The organism is Pedobacter nutrimenti, from assembly GCF_003208655.1.
In the GTDB taxonomy this organism is placed as follows: domain Bacteria; phylum Bacteroidota; class Bacteroidia; order Sphingobacteriales; family Sphingobacteriaceae; genus Pedobacter; species Pedobacter nutrimenti.
This window is the reverse complement of sequence record NZ_QKLU01000004.1, coordinates 386,723-403,478: the sequence shown is the minus strand read 5'-3', so window position 1 is coordinate 403,478 and position 16,756 is coordinate 386,723. Positions and strand designations below refer to the sequence as shown.

The 16,756-nt window shown below is 41.7% G+C and carries 17 protein-coding genes; 12 read left to right on the top strand and 5 right to left on the bottom strand.

The genetic code is table 11. The features are described 5' to 3' along the window. Positions 1-66: 66 nt before the first annotated feature. The 4 genes from B0O44_RS13350 to B0O44_RS13335 all read left to right on the top strand — a co-directional run bounded on the left by B0O44_RS13350 (position 67) and on the right by B0O44_RS13335 (position 3,853). Positions 67-927, top strand: coding sequence for a heme/hemin ABC transporter substrate-binding protein (locus B0O44_RS13350; protein WP_110831323.1), 861 nt, complete (start codon positions 67-69; stop codon positions 925-927). Beyond that, entirely contained in the window at positions 924-1,973 is a 1,050-nt protein-coding gene (locus B0O44_RS13345; protein ID WP_245943660.1) for a FecCD family ABC transporter permease, read from the top strand. The genes B0O44_RS13350 and B0O44_RS13345 overlap by 4 nt, the downstream gene beginning before the upstream one ends. Further along, positions 1,970-2,752 (top strand): heme ABC transporter ATP-binding protein, encoded by a 783-nt coding sequence (locus B0O44_RS13340; protein ID WP_110831320.1) that lies wholly within the window; start codon positions 1,970-1,972, stop codon positions 2,750-2,752. The genes B0O44_RS13345 and B0O44_RS13340 overlap by 4 nt, the downstream gene beginning before the upstream one ends. Positions 2,753-2,824: 72 nt before the next feature. Next, a complete protein-coding gene (locus B0O44_RS13335) occupies positions 2,825-3,853 on the top strand; it encodes a hemin-degrading factor (protein WP_110831318.1) in 1,029 nt (342 codons plus the stop codon). A 107-nt stretch (positions 3,854-3,960) separates the two neighbouring features. On the opposite strand, the gene B0O44_RS13330 is transcribed toward B0O44_RS13335, so the two are convergent. The 3 genes from B0O44_RS13330 to B0O44_RS13320 are packed head-to-tail and all read right to left on the bottom strand — an operon-like array spanning position 3,961 to position 6,350. Next, the gene (locus B0O44_RS13330) at positions 3,961-4,842 is read right to left on the bottom strand and encodes a class I SAM-dependent methyltransferase (RefSeq protein ID WP_110831958.1); all 882 of its coding nucleotides are present in this window, start codon (positions 4,840-4,842) and stop codon (positions 3,961-3,963) included. A 24-nt stretch (positions 4,843-4,866) separates the two neighbouring features. After that, positions 4,867-5,619: an ABC transporter ATP-binding protein gene (locus B0O44_RS13325; protein WP_110831315.1), complete on the bottom strand. Its 753-nt coding sequence runs from the start codon at positions 5,617-5,619 to the stop codon at positions 4,867-4,869. Then, the gene (locus B0O44_RS13320; protein ID WP_110831313.1) at positions 5,616-6,350 is read right to left on the bottom strand and encodes an MlaE family ABC transporter permease; all 735 of its coding nucleotides are present in this window, start codon (positions 6,348-6,350) and stop codon (positions 5,616-5,618) included. The genes B0O44_RS13325 and B0O44_RS13320 overlap by 4 nt, the downstream gene beginning before the upstream one ends. A gap of 174 nt (positions 6,351-6,524) precedes the next feature. Between B0O44_RS13320 and B0O44_RS13315 the strand changes: the two genes are divergently transcribed. The 4 genes from B0O44_RS13315 to B0O44_RS13300 all read left to right on the top strand — a co-directional run bounded on the left by B0O44_RS13315 (position 6,525) and on the right by B0O44_RS13300 (position 9,113). Further along, positions 6,525-7,058 (top strand): NADPH-dependent FMN reductase, encoded by a 534-nt coding sequence (locus B0O44_RS13315; RefSeq protein WP_110831311.1) that lies wholly within the window; start codon positions 6,525-6,527, stop codon positions 7,056-7,058. A gap of 249 nt (positions 7,059-7,307) precedes the next feature. Next, entirely contained in the window at positions 7,308-7,955 is a 648-nt protein-coding gene (locus tag B0O44_RS13310) for a GIN domain-containing protein (RefSeq protein WP_110831309.1), read from the top strand. A 198-nt stretch (positions 7,956-8,153) separates the two neighbouring features. Further along, positions 8,154-8,366: a hypothetical protein gene (locus B0O44_RS13305; RefSeq protein ID WP_146229831.1), complete on the top strand. Its 213-nt coding sequence runs from the start codon at positions 8,154-8,156 to the stop codon at positions 8,364-8,366. Next, entirely contained in the window at positions 8,367-9,113 is a 747-nt protein-coding gene (locus B0O44_RS13300) for a hypothetical protein (protein ID WP_110831305.1), read from the top strand. A gap of 93 nt (positions 9,114-9,206) precedes the next feature. On the opposite strand, the gene B0O44_RS13295 is transcribed toward B0O44_RS13300, so the two are convergent. After that, a complete protein-coding gene (locus tag B0O44_RS13295) occupies positions 9,207-9,920 on the bottom strand; it encodes a DUF4198 domain-containing protein (protein ID WP_170123333.1) in 714 nt (237 codons plus the stop codon). A gap of 61 nt (positions 9,921-9,981) precedes the next feature. Beyond that, on the bottom strand, positions 9,982-12,390 hold the full coding sequence (locus tag B0O44_RS13290; protein WP_110831301.1) for a TonB-dependent receptor: 2,409 nt from the start codon (positions 12,388-12,390) through the stop codon (positions 9,982-9,984). 357 nt (positions 12,391-12,747) lie between these two features. On the opposite strand from B0O44_RS13290, the gene B0O44_RS13285 reads away from it, so the two are divergent. From B0O44_RS13285 to B0O44_RS13270, 4 genes are read left to right on the top strand one after another with little or no spacing between them, the layout of a single operon-like run. Beyond that, positions 12,748-13,560 (top strand): hypothetical protein, encoded by an 813-nt coding sequence (locus B0O44_RS13285; RefSeq protein WP_170123332.1) that lies wholly within the window; start codon positions 12,748-12,750, stop codon positions 13,558-13,560. 14 nt (positions 13,561-13,574) lie between these two features. Continuing rightward, positions 13,575-14,624, top strand: coding sequence for a hypothetical protein (locus B0O44_RS13280; RefSeq protein WP_211321374.1), 1,050 nt, complete (start codon positions 13,575-13,577; stop codon positions 14,622-14,624). Beyond that, a complete protein-coding gene (locus B0O44_RS13275) occupies positions 14,614-15,645 on the top strand; it encodes a hypothetical protein (RefSeq protein ID WP_110831297.1) in 1,032 nt (343 codons plus the stop codon). Before B0O44_RS13280 ends, B0O44_RS13275 begins: the two co-directional genes overlap by 11 nt. A 12-nt stretch (positions 15,646-15,657) precedes the next feature. Further along, entirely contained in the window at positions 15,658-16,671 is a 1,014-nt protein-coding gene (locus B0O44_RS13270; protein WP_110831295.1) for a hypothetical protein, read from the top strand. The last annotated feature ends 85 nt before the right edge of the window (positions 16,672-16,756 follow it).

The window sequence follows — 16,756 nt, the reverse complement described above, 5'->3', positions numbered from 1 at the left end:
GTTGCTTCCGGTGGAATCCGGAAGCGCCTTTTTTTAATAAAATGTCTATTTTAAACAAAGCAAGAAATGAAATTGAAATTATCTATTGCAGCCCTGTCCCTTGCGCTGCTGGCCGCCTGTAACGGGGGAGCCAAAAAAAACGAACAAAAAGCCCTGGCCGACAGTACCCGTATTGTTTCATTAAATGGCCCGGTAAGTGAAATCATTTCGGCCATAGGACTGGAAAAAAATATTATCGGAACAGATGTAACCAGTAATTATCCCGATGGCTTAAAAAGCAAGCCTAAAGTAGGGCACAACAGGAACATCAATGCCGAAGGTGTATTGGCTTTAAAACCTAACCTGGTGGTGGCCATGAAAAAAGACCTTCCTCCAGCCATTACAGAGCAGTTTAAAGCGGCAGGGGTAAAGCTCTTGCTGCTGGACCAGGATTATTCTGTTGAAGGCGCCAAAAAACTGATCCGGTCTGTGGCCGATAGCTTACACAGAACCGCCCAGGGTGATTCTTTAATTAAAATTCTGGATGCCGATCTGGATAAAGCCAAACCGGCAATTGCACTGGTCAAAAAACCTGCTGTATTGTTTATATATGCCCGTGGTACAGGAACCATGATGGTGGGGGGCAAAGGTACCCAGGTGGAAAAAATGATCGAACTGGCCGGCGGACGTAATGCCGTAACGGAATTTGAAGAGTACAAACCTTTAACGGCCGAGGCATTGGTAAAAGCCAATCCAGATGTGATTTTATTGTTTGATGGTGGACTGCAAAGTCTTGGTGGTCCAAAAGGACTGGCAGCGGTACAAGGCGTAAAAGAAACCAGCGCCGGTAAAAATAACCGGATCATCACCATGGACGGAGAATTACTAACCAGCTTTGGCCCGCGTTTGGGTATTGCAGTAAAAGAATTAGCGGAGAAATTGAAGTGAGTAAAAAAAATGGACTGATTTTATTGTTGTTGTTGATTTTTCTGCTGGTGGTGGTGGTACTTTCTTCCTGTATAGGGGCGGTGAGGATCAGCTTTTCTGAGCTGATGTCTATGTTTAGCTATTATACAGGACTCTCAAATACGGCCCGTTTTCAGGATCAGCAGGCCGCTGTTTTTTTAAACATCCGTTTGCCCAGGGTGGTACTGGGATTACTCGTTGGTGCGGCCCTGGGGGTGTCTGGTGCCGTAATCCAGGGCTTGTTCCGTAATCCCCTCGCAGAGCCAGGTTTAATTGGCATTTCTGCCGGTGCAACGCTGTTCGCAGTGATGATGATTGTACTGGAGCTGAATTTTTTCAGAGCGTTGTTGGGGGCTTTGGGTGCCTATGCACTTTCTATAGCCGCTTTTATAGGAGCGGGCTTAACCACATTGATTGTATACCGTATTGGCATGAAAAATGGTAAAACCAATATTACCAGTGTATTGCTGGCCGGAATTGCCATTAATGCCCTGGCCTATTCCTTTATTGGTTTGCTGACCTATATGTCTACAGAGGCCCAACTCAGAAACATTGTTTTCTGGAACCTGGGCAGTCTGGGAGGGGCCAGCTGGACAATGGTGAGTACATTGTTGCCTTTTGTTCTGGTACCGGTTTTGGTTTTGCCTTTTATGGCCAAGGCCTTGAATGCTTTTGCTCTGGGTGAAGCCCAGGCACTGCATATGGGAATCAACATCAAAAGGGTGAAATTCCTGGTGATCATTCTGGCAACAATGGCTGTGGGTGCTTCAGTAGCTGTGGCGGGGGTAATCGGTTTTATCGGCCTGATTATCCCACACATTTTAAGAATGGCTTTTGGTGCAGATCATCGCCTGATTATTCCGGGTTCGGCCCTTTTAGGGGCGGCATTGCTTTGTCTGGCTGATTTGGTGGCCAGGACCCTGGTGGCCCCAGCGGAATTGCCTATTGGTATTTTAACTGCAATTATTGGTACCCCGGTATTTATTTATATTATCATTTCTGAACGCAATAAAAGACACATCCCATGATTAAAGTGAGAAACCTGCAGTACAAGGTAGGAACGAGGAAACTGGTCGATGATTTAAGTTTTGAAGTCAAATCAGGAGAACTATTGGCCGTTCTGGGTGCCAATGGAGCTGGAAAAAGCACGCTGATGAAATTACTCTGCAGGGAAATCCAGCCGTCTGCAGGACATATTTTACTCCATGGCGTAGACCTGGACAGTTATAAGCTGGCAGAACTGGCCCGGACCAGGGCAGTCCTTTCCCAGCACAATACCCTGTCTGTTTCTTTTGTTGTGGAAGAACTGGTGATGATGGGACGTTATCCGCATTTTGACCAGCGACCTCAGGAACAGGACCTAAAGATTGTGCAACAGGTGATGGAAGAAACCGGAATTTTGCATCTGGCAGGCCGGGATTACAATACTTTGTCGGGCGGGGAACAACAAAGGGTACAGCTTTCGCGGGTGTTGGCGCAGATTTATGACACCCAAAAGGCATGTTTGCTGCTGGACGAACCCACCAACGGACTGGACCTGTTGTACCAGCAACAAATTATGGAACTGGCCAGGTCGCTTGCAGACCGGGGCTTCTGTGTGGTTTGTATTTTGCACGACATCAATTTTGCCTCCCGTTTTGCCGATAAGATATTGATGTTAAAAGAAGGGAAAAAAGTTGCTTATGGTCATCCTATAGAGGTCATCAGTTGTGAAAATATCCATGAGACTTTTAGCATTAAAGTGAAACTGATGCCATGTGAAGGTTACAGTTGCCCGCTGGTGGTTCCGGCAACTGTGGGAAGTTAAAATGCGCCAGGGAAATAAATCTGAACAGAATTTTACGTTATATAAAAGAGGATTAAAAAATTAAAAGAACATATGGAACATATCATAGAACTTAAAAGTCAATGGGAAACTTTCAAAGCTGAAAACCCAAAAGTAAGGATCAGGGATGCGGCCCAGCAGCTGGGCGTATCGGAAGCCGAACTGATTGCAACTACAGTCGGCAGCTCGGCCATTCGTTTAACAGACGATTTTCAAGCGATCCTGAAGGAGGTGGAAAGCCTGGGTTATGTGATGGCGCTGACCCGCAACGACCACTGTGTACATGAACGTAAAGGGATTTATAAAAAAGTATCCTTCCAGGGCAGTATGGGACTGGCCGTTAACCCGGATATAGACTTGCGTTTATTTATGAGCCAGTGGAAGTCTGGTTTTGCGGTAGATGAAAATGGCCGTAAAAGTTTGCAGTTTTTTGGTAAGGATGGTGCTGCGGTACACAAAATTTATATGACCGAACAAAGTGATGCAGCTGCTTATGAAAAACTGGTTTCCACTTATACAGCTCAGCAGCAGCATAATCCTCTGGAAATTACAGCTGCTGCACAGCCTGCTGTGGAAAAAGCAGATGCAGAAATAGATGCGGAAGGGTTCAGAACAGCCTGGCTGAATTTAAAAGATACCCATGAATTTCATGGAATGCTGCGGAATTTTGGTGTAAGCCGGATGCAGGGATTGCGTTTGGCCCCGGTGGGTTATGCCAGTCAGATCACTAAAGATTCGTTGAAAAGTATTTTACACAAAGCCTCTGAAACCGATCTGGAAGTGATGGTTTTTACCGGCAGTGCCGGATGCATACAAATCCACACGGGCCTGGTTAAAAAACTGCTGGAAACAGGACCGTGGTTTAATGTACTGGACCCGGAGTTTAACCTGCATTTGCGTGAAGATGGTATTGATGCGGTCTGGTTGGTGAAAAAACCAACTGAAGATGGAATTGTAACCAGCATAGAGGTTTTTGATGCCCAGGGGAATATCATTGTACAGTTTTTTGGCAAACGTAAGCCCGGAATTCCCGAAAATGAAAACTGGAGAATGACCGCAAATGAACTGGCTGTAATTTTTTAAAACAAAACGGCCGGATTGCCGTTTATATATCCGTGTATTAAGTGTGTGTAATAAATAAAAAGGCCCGGGATTAATTTCCAGGGCCTTTTTATTTGAATATGGAATATTTAAAAACTGTTGAATTTTCCAAAAACACCTAAAGGCAATTTAATTCCTGAGGTGGCCTGTAAATACAGTTCGCCGGTTTCGAGGTTTTTTACCTGCGGGAAAGACGTTTTGATCAGGTTCTCTACAATAACAGAAGAAAAACCAAGGGAATAGGTATTCAGGATCAGGAAGTGTTCTTTTTCATCCAGCAGCTGGACCACATCCTGCATCATTTCCTGGATATGGTCTTCGAGTTTCCATTTTTCCCCGTTAGGGCCATGGCCAAAAGCCGGTGGGTCCAGGATAATACCATTGTATTTTTTGCCTCTTTTGAGTTCTCTCTTTACAAATTTGAGGGCATCTTCCACCACCCAGCGGACATCTTTCAGTTTGGAAAGCTCCTGGTTTTCATTGGCCCAGTTTACCACCTGTTTAATGGAGTCGACATGGGTCGTGTCGGCACCTGCTGCTTTAGCAATCAGGGAAGCGGCACCTGTATAGGCAAATAGATTTAATACTTTAGGCGCGGGTGTTTTAAAACGTTTAACACAGGAAGAAATGTAATCCCAGTTGACCGCCTGCTCGGGGAACACCCCAACGTGCTTAAAAGAGGTGAGGCCTAAGCGCAGGTTAATCTGAACGTCGTCATTTTTATATTCAACATTCCACCTTTCGGGGAGTTGCTGGCTACTTTTAATCCACTCACCTGTAGTTGCTGTACGGCCTTTGAACCGGATGTGTGTTTGTTTTTTCCACTGCTGCTCGGAAAGTGTTTTTTTCCAGACGGCCTGTGGCTCAGGTCTGCACAGGATCAGGTTGCCAAAGCGTTCCAGCTTCTCAAAGTCACCACAATCAATCAGCTCATAATCTTTCCAGTGTGTGGGGGTTAACAGGCTTATCATATCTATATTTGTACTCATTTATTTTTAAAATTTCTCTTTTGCGGCCTTCATAAAACGGCTGGCAAAAACGAAATCGTTTAATTCCTGGATGTCTGTATGGGCAATTTCCTTGTTGGAACCTTCCCAGAATTTTTTTCCTTCATGAAGGAACATGATGTAGTCACCAATACCCATTACCGAGTTCATATCGTGGGTAACCACAATAGTGGTGGTTTTGTATTCCTCGGTCAGCTCCTTAATCAGTTCATCGATAACGATAGAGGTTTTAGGGTCCAGACCCGAGTTGGGCTCATCGCAAAACAGGTATTTGGGGTTCATGGCAATGGCGCGGGCAATACCTACCCGTTTTTTCATCCCCCCCGAAAGTTCGGCCGGGTAAAGCTTGTTTTTGCCCTCCAGGTTTACCCGTTCCAGACAGAAATTTACCCGGTCCAGTTTTTCACTTCTTGGCTGATCGGTAAACATGTTCAGCGGAAACATGATGTTCTCTTCAACTGTCATGGAATCGAAAAGTGCAGAGCCCTGAAAAAGCATGCCGATTTCCTTACGGATTTCAATTCTTTCTTCAAAAGTCATTTTGGTGAATTCCCTGCCATCGTATTCTACGGTTCCGATTTCGGGATGGTGCAGGCCGATCATGCATTTCAGCAGGGTTGTTTTTCCTGAACCCGAGCCTCCGATAATCAGATTGGTTACGCCTTCTTCGAATTTACCTGAAATACCTTTTAAAACTTCGTTGTCGCCAAAGGACTTGTGGATATCTTTGATTTCGATCATAATAATAGTCCGGTTACAATGTAATCACAGGCCAGGATCGCAATACAGCTGATCACAACCGCCCTGGTACTGGCCTGGGCAACCTCAAGGGCGCCGCCCTTTACGTAAAAGCCTTCATAAGCTGGTACCGAAGTGATGATAAAACCAAAAACAAAAGCTTTTACCAGTGAAACGGTAATGGTATAGGGGTTAAAATCTGTAGTGATCCCCTGAATGTATTCAGCCGGCGAAACTGCGCCTGATAAAGTACCGCCGATATAACCACCGGAAATACTCAGGACCATGGCAAAAATAACCAGTAAGGGCACCATGGTCACCCCCGCAAGTATTTTTGGCAGGATCAGATAACCCGGGGAATTGATGCCCATAATTTCAAGGGCATCTATTTGTTCGGTGACGCGCATGGTCCCGATTTCTGAAGAAATTGCCGAGCCTATTTTACCCGCCAGTACGATGGCACTGATGGTTGGGCTTAATTCCAGGATACTGGAGTCCCTGGTTACCGAACCAATAACGGTCTTTGGAATAAAATCACTAACCAGCTGGAAAGCAATCTGTAAAGTCATTACCGCTCCAATAAATGTAGCAATGATACTGATCAGTCCAAGAGAGCCTACACCGATGAAGTCCATCTGCTGAAATATAGCTTTCAAATATATCTTGCCTTTTTCAGGTTTTCTGAATACGGCTTTTAAAAGCAGGATATACTTGCCAAAGTTTGTGAAATTCATTTATTAGAAAGTTAAACTGATTGTAATTACAATATTAATACAAAGAAACAATAAAAATTGTTGTGGCTTTCTATTATTTATATAAAATGTAGGGGAAGATTAAATAATTAAAGCTTCTTTATCAGGGTTTGTATGTGTAAATTAGGTCGGTCATAACCAATAGAGAACCCACATATGAACATCGCTATCATTTCGGGCAGTGCCCGGCCGGCAAGGCAATCCCATCAGGTCGCCCAGTACGCACAGCAACAGCTAAACAAATTAGCGGTCAGCAACTGGATCTGGGACATTAAAGAAAGTAACCTGCCCTTGCTTACCGCTGTTTTTGCTGAACAGGAAAATCCGGACTATGTACTCCAGGACCTTCATTTGAAATTATTGGCTACAGATGCCTTTTTGATTGTTTCCCCGGAACACAACGCAAGTTACCCTGGGAGCCTTAAAAATAGCATGGATTACTTTTTTAAAGAGTATTCCGGTAAAATATTTGGTCTTGTCGGGGTATCCAGCGGGGTACTCGGAGGCATCAATGCCATTAAAAATCTGCAGCAATACAGCTTAAAATTAAACGGTATAGTTTGTCCCCAATTTTTGTTGACCCCTTCTGTTCAGAAAACCTTTAACGATGGCAGCCTGGTAGACCCGGGTTATGCAGAACGGATGGACAAATTTTTAAACTCCTTTTTGTCTTTGGTGAAGGGCCGGTAACCGGGCAGTTATACGACACTAATGTTAAGTGAATATGAAAAAGCTTTAAAGAAATTTAAGGCTTTTTTGATTTGTTTTTGCTTGTTTTTCAATGAGTTGAAAATTAATCCGGCAGTTCGTCGAGGGGATTTGCCTGTTCGTCGAGAAACACCTTAGCGTTGGTCTAAATGGGAGATCTGGAGTGCAACATTTAATTTTTACTGGCGTCTTATCAACAAAAGAAATTAGGAAAAATTAAAATCTAACGATATGAAAACTGCAATCAAAACTCTAGTTGCTACCACCCTAACAGCAATCGTTTTAACATCCAGTGCATTTACAACATTTGCAAAAGATGGCGGAAAAAATTCTTTAAACTTAAATACCGCTAAAGGGTATTCAATGATTGAAGCTAAAGGAAATGTGAAGGTCATTCTGGTCCAGTCGGAAACTGAAAACATCAGTGTGAACACGATCCGTCCTGAGGATAAAGTGCTGGTTCAGCAACAAGGTCAGAAGCTGGTGATCAGCTCAAATGAATTGAACCCTGCTGAGGTTTATGTATACCTGAAAGACTTAAAACGCATTATGGCTTCTGGAAGAGCTTCAGTAGAAACTGATGGAAATTTTAAACTCTCTGCCTTACAGGTATTTTTAAGCGATGAAGCCGAAGCCGCAGTAAATACAAAAACAGAAAGCATTTATACAGTTATTAAAGACAATTCCCATTTGAACTTAACAGGCAGTACCAATGAACATATTCTACTTAAAGATGCCACTGCAAAATTAAACACAAGCCGTTTTGCAGCTTTAAAAACACAAAATTCAAACCAAACCTTTGCTGCTGTAGATTTTAACGCACAGTTCGAAGAAAGTTTGGCCAGCACTACATTCGTAGAAAAAAACTTAAGTAAATAGGAGCGAGGGATAAGTGAAGAAAAAAGGGCCGGTCTGTAAAGACCGGCCCTTTTTTATGCTTAAAATCGAATGAAATGATGGGCTTATTTGGGGAATGGTTAAATATAATTAGTTTTATAAAATAAATTACTGAAATTCATGGAAGACAGAACGTTCATTTTTGTTCGGACAATCTTTTCTATTCCCGTTTTAATTTTAATGATCCTTTTTCTCTACAGTTCTACGGATAAACAGCAGTGCCTGACCCGGATTGATATCGATAAAGAGATGGATTTTCATTTTGTGGTTAGTGAAAAGAAGAAAAAAGACAAACAGTTGATGGAACAACAAAATGAAATTACCGGAATGAAAGAGGATTTGGGAGAAATCAAAGCTGGGATGGGGAAAACCAATAAATTAAAGGACAACTGAATGAAAAATATCTTTTACCCGGTCATTTTTTTGACAATACTTGTTGCATGTCGTAATCAGGAACAAAAAACGGTGCAGGTTAAAGACAGTCTGCCAGATAAGACTAAAAAACAAGAAATTCCGGACAGGCATAAATTCAGTGATACTTTAAAGATCAATTATGCTGCACATAAAGAACTGCTGAATATATTGACCCTGTTACCCGACAGTGCTATGGCCAGCTGGGAATGGCATCAAAAGGACAGGGAGAAATTTGTGCACTTTATAGCGCAAAACAATTATACGGTCGATACGACAGAAATGTATATGACAATTAAAGAAATCAAGCCAAATACATTTAAAATTCAGGTGGTAGATGGCTTATGGAGCCTTTCTGTTTATAAAGTGAAACCCGAAAATTATATTGTGATTACTGATGATGTTGTTGGCGATGGAAATGATATTAAATGTTTTGAATATGAAAGAGGGAGCTTGAAGTTTGTGTCTTTAAAGGACTTGTTCGGGGATTATTTTTCGAAGTTGCTGTACAATGAAAAGGATACCACTTGTAAGGAACTGATTCGGGAGGAGCAAATTACCTTTAACTATAACTTTTCGGATAGAAACAGGGTTCATATAGCTTCATCTTCCTTAAAGGAGAAGGTGGCCGGGAAATGCTTAAAGGGCAACACAATGCAGTTTGAATTTAATCCGCTGAATAAGAATTTTAAACTGGCTGAAATAAGCTGGACAAATAAGGTGGAGTAGGTACCAGGGCCTTGTTACTGAAAATGAATCTTTAAGCATTAAAACAAAAGGCCCCTCAAATAAAATCTGAGGGCCTGTCAATCGCATTCTTATTTATATTGCCTGGGCAAAATAAGTAACTACGTGCCAGATTTTTTCATAGTCCTTGCCATTTAGAGAACCCGACGTTTTTTCTTCCGTAAAACTCTCTAAAAAATGACCACCTTTTTGTGCCGGTGTAAACGTAAACTTACCGGCAGGGTCAGTTTCAATCTCTTGTTTTTTACCATCTGCCCCTATAATGGTTAGCTTTTGTTTTGCAGCTGGTGCTTGTTTGTACAAAACCTCATGAGAAGCAGCTTCCCCAACCTTTAGAACAGGTTTCCCCAACCTAATGCTCAATAAGGCCTCCGCAGGAAAAGGAGTACCTACTTTTGCCGAACGTCCAACGGCAACATCGGCAAATGCATAATATTCAATTTTTGCTTTTTCATAAAGATCCTTTACTTCGTGAACAATAGATAATTTATAAAGTCCGTCCTGCTCTGGTGTAAAAACAGCTTTAAAAAAAAGCACATCGGCAGTCGCATTGAGTTTTTTTGTTGTTCCGTTTGGCGCGGTCAATACCAGGCTGAATTCCTTTAAATTGCTAAACCATTTTTGAATGGAATCGCGTTCACCGGCTTCATACTCTCCAAAAAATACTTTGACTTCCTGGCTTTGACCTTTTTTTCCGGTTGAAGTTGTTTCTATCCATAAGGCATGGGCAAATACGCCCGATGCACTAAACAGAAAAGAGAGAAGCAGAATGCTGATTTTTGTTTTCATTGTCATATAGTTAAGTTGTATAAAAACCCGTGGCTGTTTTAAACAGCCGCTCGGGATGGGATTAAAATTTGTAAGCGATACCAACCCTGTAATTTCTTAAAGGTTCGGTTTGCCATGAATAAGCGGCTATGCTGCCAAAATTGTTTATTTCACCATCGTATAGGTATTTATTTAAGATGTTGAACACATTGGCGGTAATTTTAATTTTATCATTTCCCCAGAACAAACCACCGTCCAGACGGAAATAATCGGGCAAGGGTTTATTGTCGGTCCTGCTCCAGCTTCCAGGTACGCGGCCAGCCTGCCAGGAAAAACCCGATGAAATTCCGGTACCTTTTAGTAGCCCATCCTGCAGGGTATAAGTCAGCCAGGCATTAGTGGTATGTTTTGCATAACCGGGTACCACATCTCCAACTTTAATACTTTCTACAGATGGATTGACTTTGGTTACTTTTCCATCGGTATAGGCGTAATTGGCAATAAGTTGCAAGCCTTTGGTGATTTCTCCCCTGAGGTCAAATTCTATACCTTGTACTCTTTTTTCTCCCAAAATAATACTGTATCTGTTTTGCGGATTGTCAATAGGATCGGGGGTCAGCTCGTTTTGTTTTACGATGCGGTAAAAGGACAGGGTGGTGTTGAACCGGCTGTCAAACCAGTCTTTTTTGATGCCAAATTCTGTATTGAGCCCGGTAAGTGGTTTAATTTTGCCCCCATCACGCAATACACCGCTTTGTGGGATAAAAGCTTTGTCGTATACCGCATATACAGATGTGTTCTTGTCAATGGAATAACTTAAACCGAATCTTGGAGTAAACTGACTGGCTTTGTTGGGATTATCTGGCGAAGTGCCCCAGCTGTACTCACTTAAATCGGTGTATCTTCCGGCAAGGGTAACCCTTAGTTTATTGTTAAAAAAGCCCAGCTCTTCCTGTAAATAAAAGGAATGGTATTTGGTGCCTATTAATCCTCCGGCGTCTATAGCCCTTTCACTTAACGGGGTTAAACGTCTGATGTCAAAAGCATAGTAAGCTGCGGGATTGGTGCCGTAAACCGGGTGCTCGCTGTCAAAAGGGTTGGCATCGGTATCCAGTTTGACACTTGCATTCCAGTCGGCCTCGTATTTTTTATTTCCGGCGTCAAAACCTGCAAGGATGCGGTGCTGAACAGCACCTGTATTAAAATTACCATTTAAAAATACCTGTGCCAGCTTCATATTGCTGGCCGCATCCCATAAACCAATGCTACGGATCAGGGTACCATCGGGATTTATTTTTGATGGCCAGGCACTGTTACCGGTCATGTTGTATTTATAGTAAGCACCCTGGGCTGTTAATTTCCAGTGCTCATCAAATTTATGCTGCACGTTTAGTGTAAAGCTTTGGTCATTGATCAGGGTAGCTGGGATCCGGGGGTCCGATTGCGAAAAATTAACCGGTAAAGTACCATAACCTTTTACACCAAAAACGTAAGCAGAACCGACCTGACTGGTTTTGGCTTGTTGCAAAACGTATTCTGCTGTAATTTTGGTATTGCCGGTTTGGTAAGAAAGTACAGGCGCAATGCTGTAACGATCATTGTATTCAAAATCACGATGTGATTTTTTGTTTTGTGCAGCAGCATTGAGCCTGAAGAGTAGCTTTCCGTCTTCGGTGAGCTTTCTGTCAAAATCTATGGCGGTGCGGTACAGTCCATAACTTCCGGTGATAAAGGATACCTCTCCCTTGTTTAAGCCCGTAGGTTTTTTGGTCACCACATTGTATAAACCACTCGGGTCGCCACTGCCCAGCATAAAACCGGCCGGGCCTTTTACAAATTCCACGTGATCTATAAAACTCACGTCTTCGGTAAGCGGGCCCCAAAACGAATTCACCACATTAAAGCCGTTTCTGAAGGCCTGAATTTGTGAACCTCTCATTTTAATATTGGCATACATGTCAGACCAGTGCTGGGTACGTATGGCACCACTCACATTTTTAACCAGTCCGTCGCTCATGCTAATGATTTGCTGGTCTTTGATCACCTGGTCACTCACAATCTGAATGTTTTGCGGCGCTTCCAGCAAGGGTTCATTAAGTCTTAAGGTGGCAGAAGGAAGGCTGATTTTATATTTGTTTTTGATGGCAGCAATGTTCACTTCCTGTAAAGCCTGGTCATTTTCTGCCAAAACAAAGTCAATGATTTTGGTTTCCCCGGCAGTAACTGTTACCGTTTTTTCTGTAGGATTAATGCCAACGGCCGAAGCTTTAAGGATATAAGTTCCTGGTTTTACATGTTGGATGGTAAACCGGCCATGTTCGTCGGAAGTGCTGCCCTGGCTTTTGCCTTTCAGGACAACTGATATATAGGCCGCGGCTTTTCCACTGGTGGTGCTCACATTTCCTTTAATGGTGGCTGTTTTTTGTGCAAAGGTCATTAATGAACTGGACAGCAATCCTGCTGTAAGTATAAAGAGTTTGAGTTTATGCATATAGTTTATTTGGATTAATTATAAACAGATGCAAAATAAGTGCATAAATGACGGAAATGCAAATTATTTATATTAATTCTAAATAATAACCCTGCGTGGGGGATAGGGTAGGATTTAAGGTGGAGCGATTAGGAATTGAAAAAAAAAGTTTTCCACATTTTGAAAAAAAAATCCCAGTGCAGTGTGGTCGCACTGAAGGGTTTTACATTAGTGCCATAAATTTTATGGTTCATGAATTTCTGTTTTTTTACGTCTGAAAATCTTTTTAGAAGGATACTAACGCTTGTAGTTTGTTTAGCTCTGTCTGCAACAGTTTGGGCCCAGGATGGCAGTTTTAATAAATTGACTTTTAATGATTTGATTAAAAGTAACGGACCGGCGGGTTATTCTGGTTGGGGAGTAACGTCCGATAATACCTTTGATCCCAGACCTGGTTTGCCTAATGGTGGAGCATTTGTGATCAACCACCATACAGGGTTGACGTTTAGCGCCCATTCCGTTTATGGGGGCATACGTTTTTACAATCAGGCTTATCCTGGAAATCCTTTAGATCCGGCAACAGGGGCCATTATGGCTATGAATATCGTCAATGGAAAGGTGGGGGTTGGTACAACCAGTCCTTCTGTACAATTGGATGTGGTAGGTAAGAGTGTTATACAAAATGCATTGAATACAGATAATTATGCAAATATAGGACAACATAATGCCCAGTTTAGAATACTCAATGGTTTGGGAGGGTACAAAAGTAAGGCTCTTGAGTTTGCTTTATTGGATAATGGTACGGGGGTAATTCAGGCTAACGAAATGAACGTAGGTTACAATTCATTAGTCTTGAACCCTGTTGCTGGTAATGTTGGTATTGGGACAACAACTCCTAAAGAAAAACTCTCTGTAAACGGAAACATCCGCGCTAAAGAAATTAAAGTAGAAACAGCCAACTGGCCGGACTATGTTTTTGCCAAAGACTATGCGCTTCCATCATTAAAAGAAACCGAACAACACATACAAGAAAAAGGTCATTTGCCTGGAATTCCTTCGGCCCAGGAAGTGAAAAGTAATGGTGTGGATTTAGGAGAGCTAAATGCGAAGCTGCTGAAGAAAATTGAGGAAATGACACTGTACATCATTGACCTTGAAAAGAGGGTTAAAAGCATAGAGAGCAAAAAATAATTAAATAATAAACAATGAAAAGAGGATTAAGAATATTTACCCTGTTGATGTTTCCTGTGGCCGTGTTTGCCCAAACCAGAAATGATGCCGGCTTACGTGGTGATGCAGGTGCTGTATCGGGATTTTTTGAAGCCAATGCTCCTGTAAATTTCCCTTCGGTTGCAGGCGCATCAGAATGGTGGCATTTACTCGACATAAGACATAGTAATCCGAGCAATAACTATGCAATGCAGTTTTCTGGTAATTTTTTTAATCAGCAACTTTTTTTTCGAAAAACAAATGATAATGCCAGCCAACCCTGGAGCAGGGTATTGTTGGAAACCGATGGTAAAGTAGGTATTGGGACAACGAGTCCGGCCACAACAATAGATATTCGGGGAAGTGTTGTTAAAAATCAATATGGAATTATCCGGCCAACAATTAATGCATTTTCAACAGACGATTCTGCCATTGGAACCGGAGGTTCTATTGCATTTGGTGGTAAAACCGGAAATGCAAATCCCGAATATGCTTTTGCTTTTCTGGAAGGTGCAAAGGAAACAAACGCTTCTAATAATTATGCAGGCTATTTCTCGATTCGCACTGTTTCCGGTGGAGAGAATGGAGAAACTCAAAGTGCTAATTATGAAAGATTACGGGTAACTTCCAGTGGTAATGTAGGTATTGGAACAACAGCCCCTAAAGAAAAACTCTCTGTAAACGGAAACATCCGTGCCAAAGAAATTAAAGTGGAAACCGCCAATTGGCCGGACTATGTTTTCGCCAAAAACTATGTACTTCCATCATTAAAAGAAACCGAAAAACACATACAGGAAAAAGGTCATTTGCCTGGAATTCCTTCTGCTGCAGAGGTGAAAAGTAGTGGGGTAGATTTAGGGGAGATGAATGCGAAGTTGCTGAAGAAAATTGAGGAGTTGACTTTGTATTTGATTGAAAAAGATAAACACCTGAATTCTTTGCTGGACATCAATAAAGTCCGGGAGGAGAATGATCTGAAAAGGGATAAGGTGCTTTTGGAATTAATGGAACGTTTAAAACTTATAGAAGCAAAAAATGAAAAATAAACTGTCAAAAATTTTGTTAACCTCTCTTGCATGTTTTGTATGTCAGATTTCAATGGGTCAGACCAATACTTTTCCTGGTACCGGCGATGTTGGTATTGGTACACTTAACCCGGAAAATATTGAAGGGTGGAAAAAGACACTTGAAATTTATGGGGATTTGCATTCAAAAATATTAGTCTCATCAGATGGTGTTAAAACTGGTCTATGGAACCACGCTTCAGGTTATTATGGTGCTTTAGCGGGTGGGATGATTGGAACCTACACCGAGCATGCGTTTTCTATATTGACCAATCATTCTCCAAAAATTACAGTTTTACCAAGCGGTAATGTTGGAGTTGGTACGATAAACCCCAGAGCCCGTTTTGATATAGGGTATGATATTTCCAATCACCAGTTGGGAAGTGTTTTGGGTAGACTTTCTGAAGGAGATGGAACAGGAGAAGGTACATTTTTGGGGGTCAGAGGTTTTACAACAACAACTTCAGGTGGGGATGCTTACAAAAGCTTTGCTCTTGAACATAGTTTTTATGGGAAAATAAACAATTCTATCAATTTCTTTCGCGGTGGAGATGTTGAAGGTGGTTTTATTGCTTTTAATACAAATAAAAATTTAGAGCGTATGCGTATAGATGGAGATGGTAATATTGGGATTGGCACAACAGCTCCAAAAGAGAAACTCTCTGTAAACGGAAAGATTCGTGCTCATGAGATCAAAGTAGAAACCGCCAATTGGCCGGACTATGTTTTCGCCAAAGACTACGCACTTCCATCTTTAAAAGAAACCGAAAAACACATACAGGAGAAGGGGCATTTGCCGGGGATTCCTTCTGCGCAGGAGGTGAAAAATAATGGTGTGGATTTAGGGGAGATGAATGCAAAGTTGCTGAAGAAAATTGAGGAGTTGACTTTGTATTTGATTAATGAAAGTAATATGAATCAGGAGAACCGTGAGCTCTTAAAAAAACAGGACGAGAAAATCAGATTGCTTTCGGAAAAATTAAACCATCTGGAGAATAAATAAAATCATAAGATTATGAAGAAAATATTAATTGGTTGTTTAGGATTAACAATAGCTGTATTGACCGTGAAAGGACAGGTATATCAAGATCCGAATACTGGAAATGTAGGTATTGGAACAACCACTATTGACAATCTCCAATCTTGGAATAAGGTTCTCCAACTGCATGGTTCCAATCATGCAAAGTTTCTGGTGACTTCAGGCGAAGGGGTTAAAACAGGGATATTTAGTCATAATGGATACAACGGGAAAATAGGTACAGAAAGTAATCATAATCTAACCCTAACTGCTGGATATTGGAATGATGTAATGACTTTGACCACAGCCGGAGATATTGGGATAGGTACACTTAGTCCAACGGAAAAACTGGATGTAGCGGGGAATATTAAATGGAGTGGCTATAATGCTGGAAACCCGAGGGGCGTAAAGCTTGGGTATAGTGGTGGTAATTATGGGGGGGTGGGATATAATATAGAATTTACACCCGTTTCCGGCATTTTTGATCGCCCATTTAATGATAATAGTTCTTATATGGAATTCAGATTAGGAGGTTTTCGTTTTTATGGGACAAATAGCACCGTTTCTTCTGCCGGTGTTTCTCTACAAGGTGGAGGAAATAATCTTAATCTGTTTGCTGAAATAACGAGTGCAGGAAATTTTGGTATTGGTATTACAAACCCTACGGAAAAACTTGCGGTCAACGGAAACATCCGTGCAAAGGAAGTTAAAGTAGAAAATACCAATTGGCCGGACTATGTTTTCGCCAAAGACTATGTACTTCCATCTTTAAAAGAAACTGAAAAACACATTCAGGAAAAAGGTCATTTGCCTGGAATTCCTTCTGCGCAGGAGGTGAAAAGTAGTGGAGTAGATTTAGGAGAGATGAATGCGAAGTTATTGAAGAAGATAGAAGAGTTGACTCTGTATTTAATTGAAAAGGAAAAGAAAGATACTGCACAGCAAGAGCAGATCAATCTACTCAAAAGTCAGATGGAAAAAATTTTGGGTTCAGAAAGCAAATTAAAATAATCTAAAAATGTTTATACAAAGAAAAAAACTTATTCGGTGTGGTCTGTCCATCGTTTTGATGTTGTCTCTTTTTACTACCGGGCTT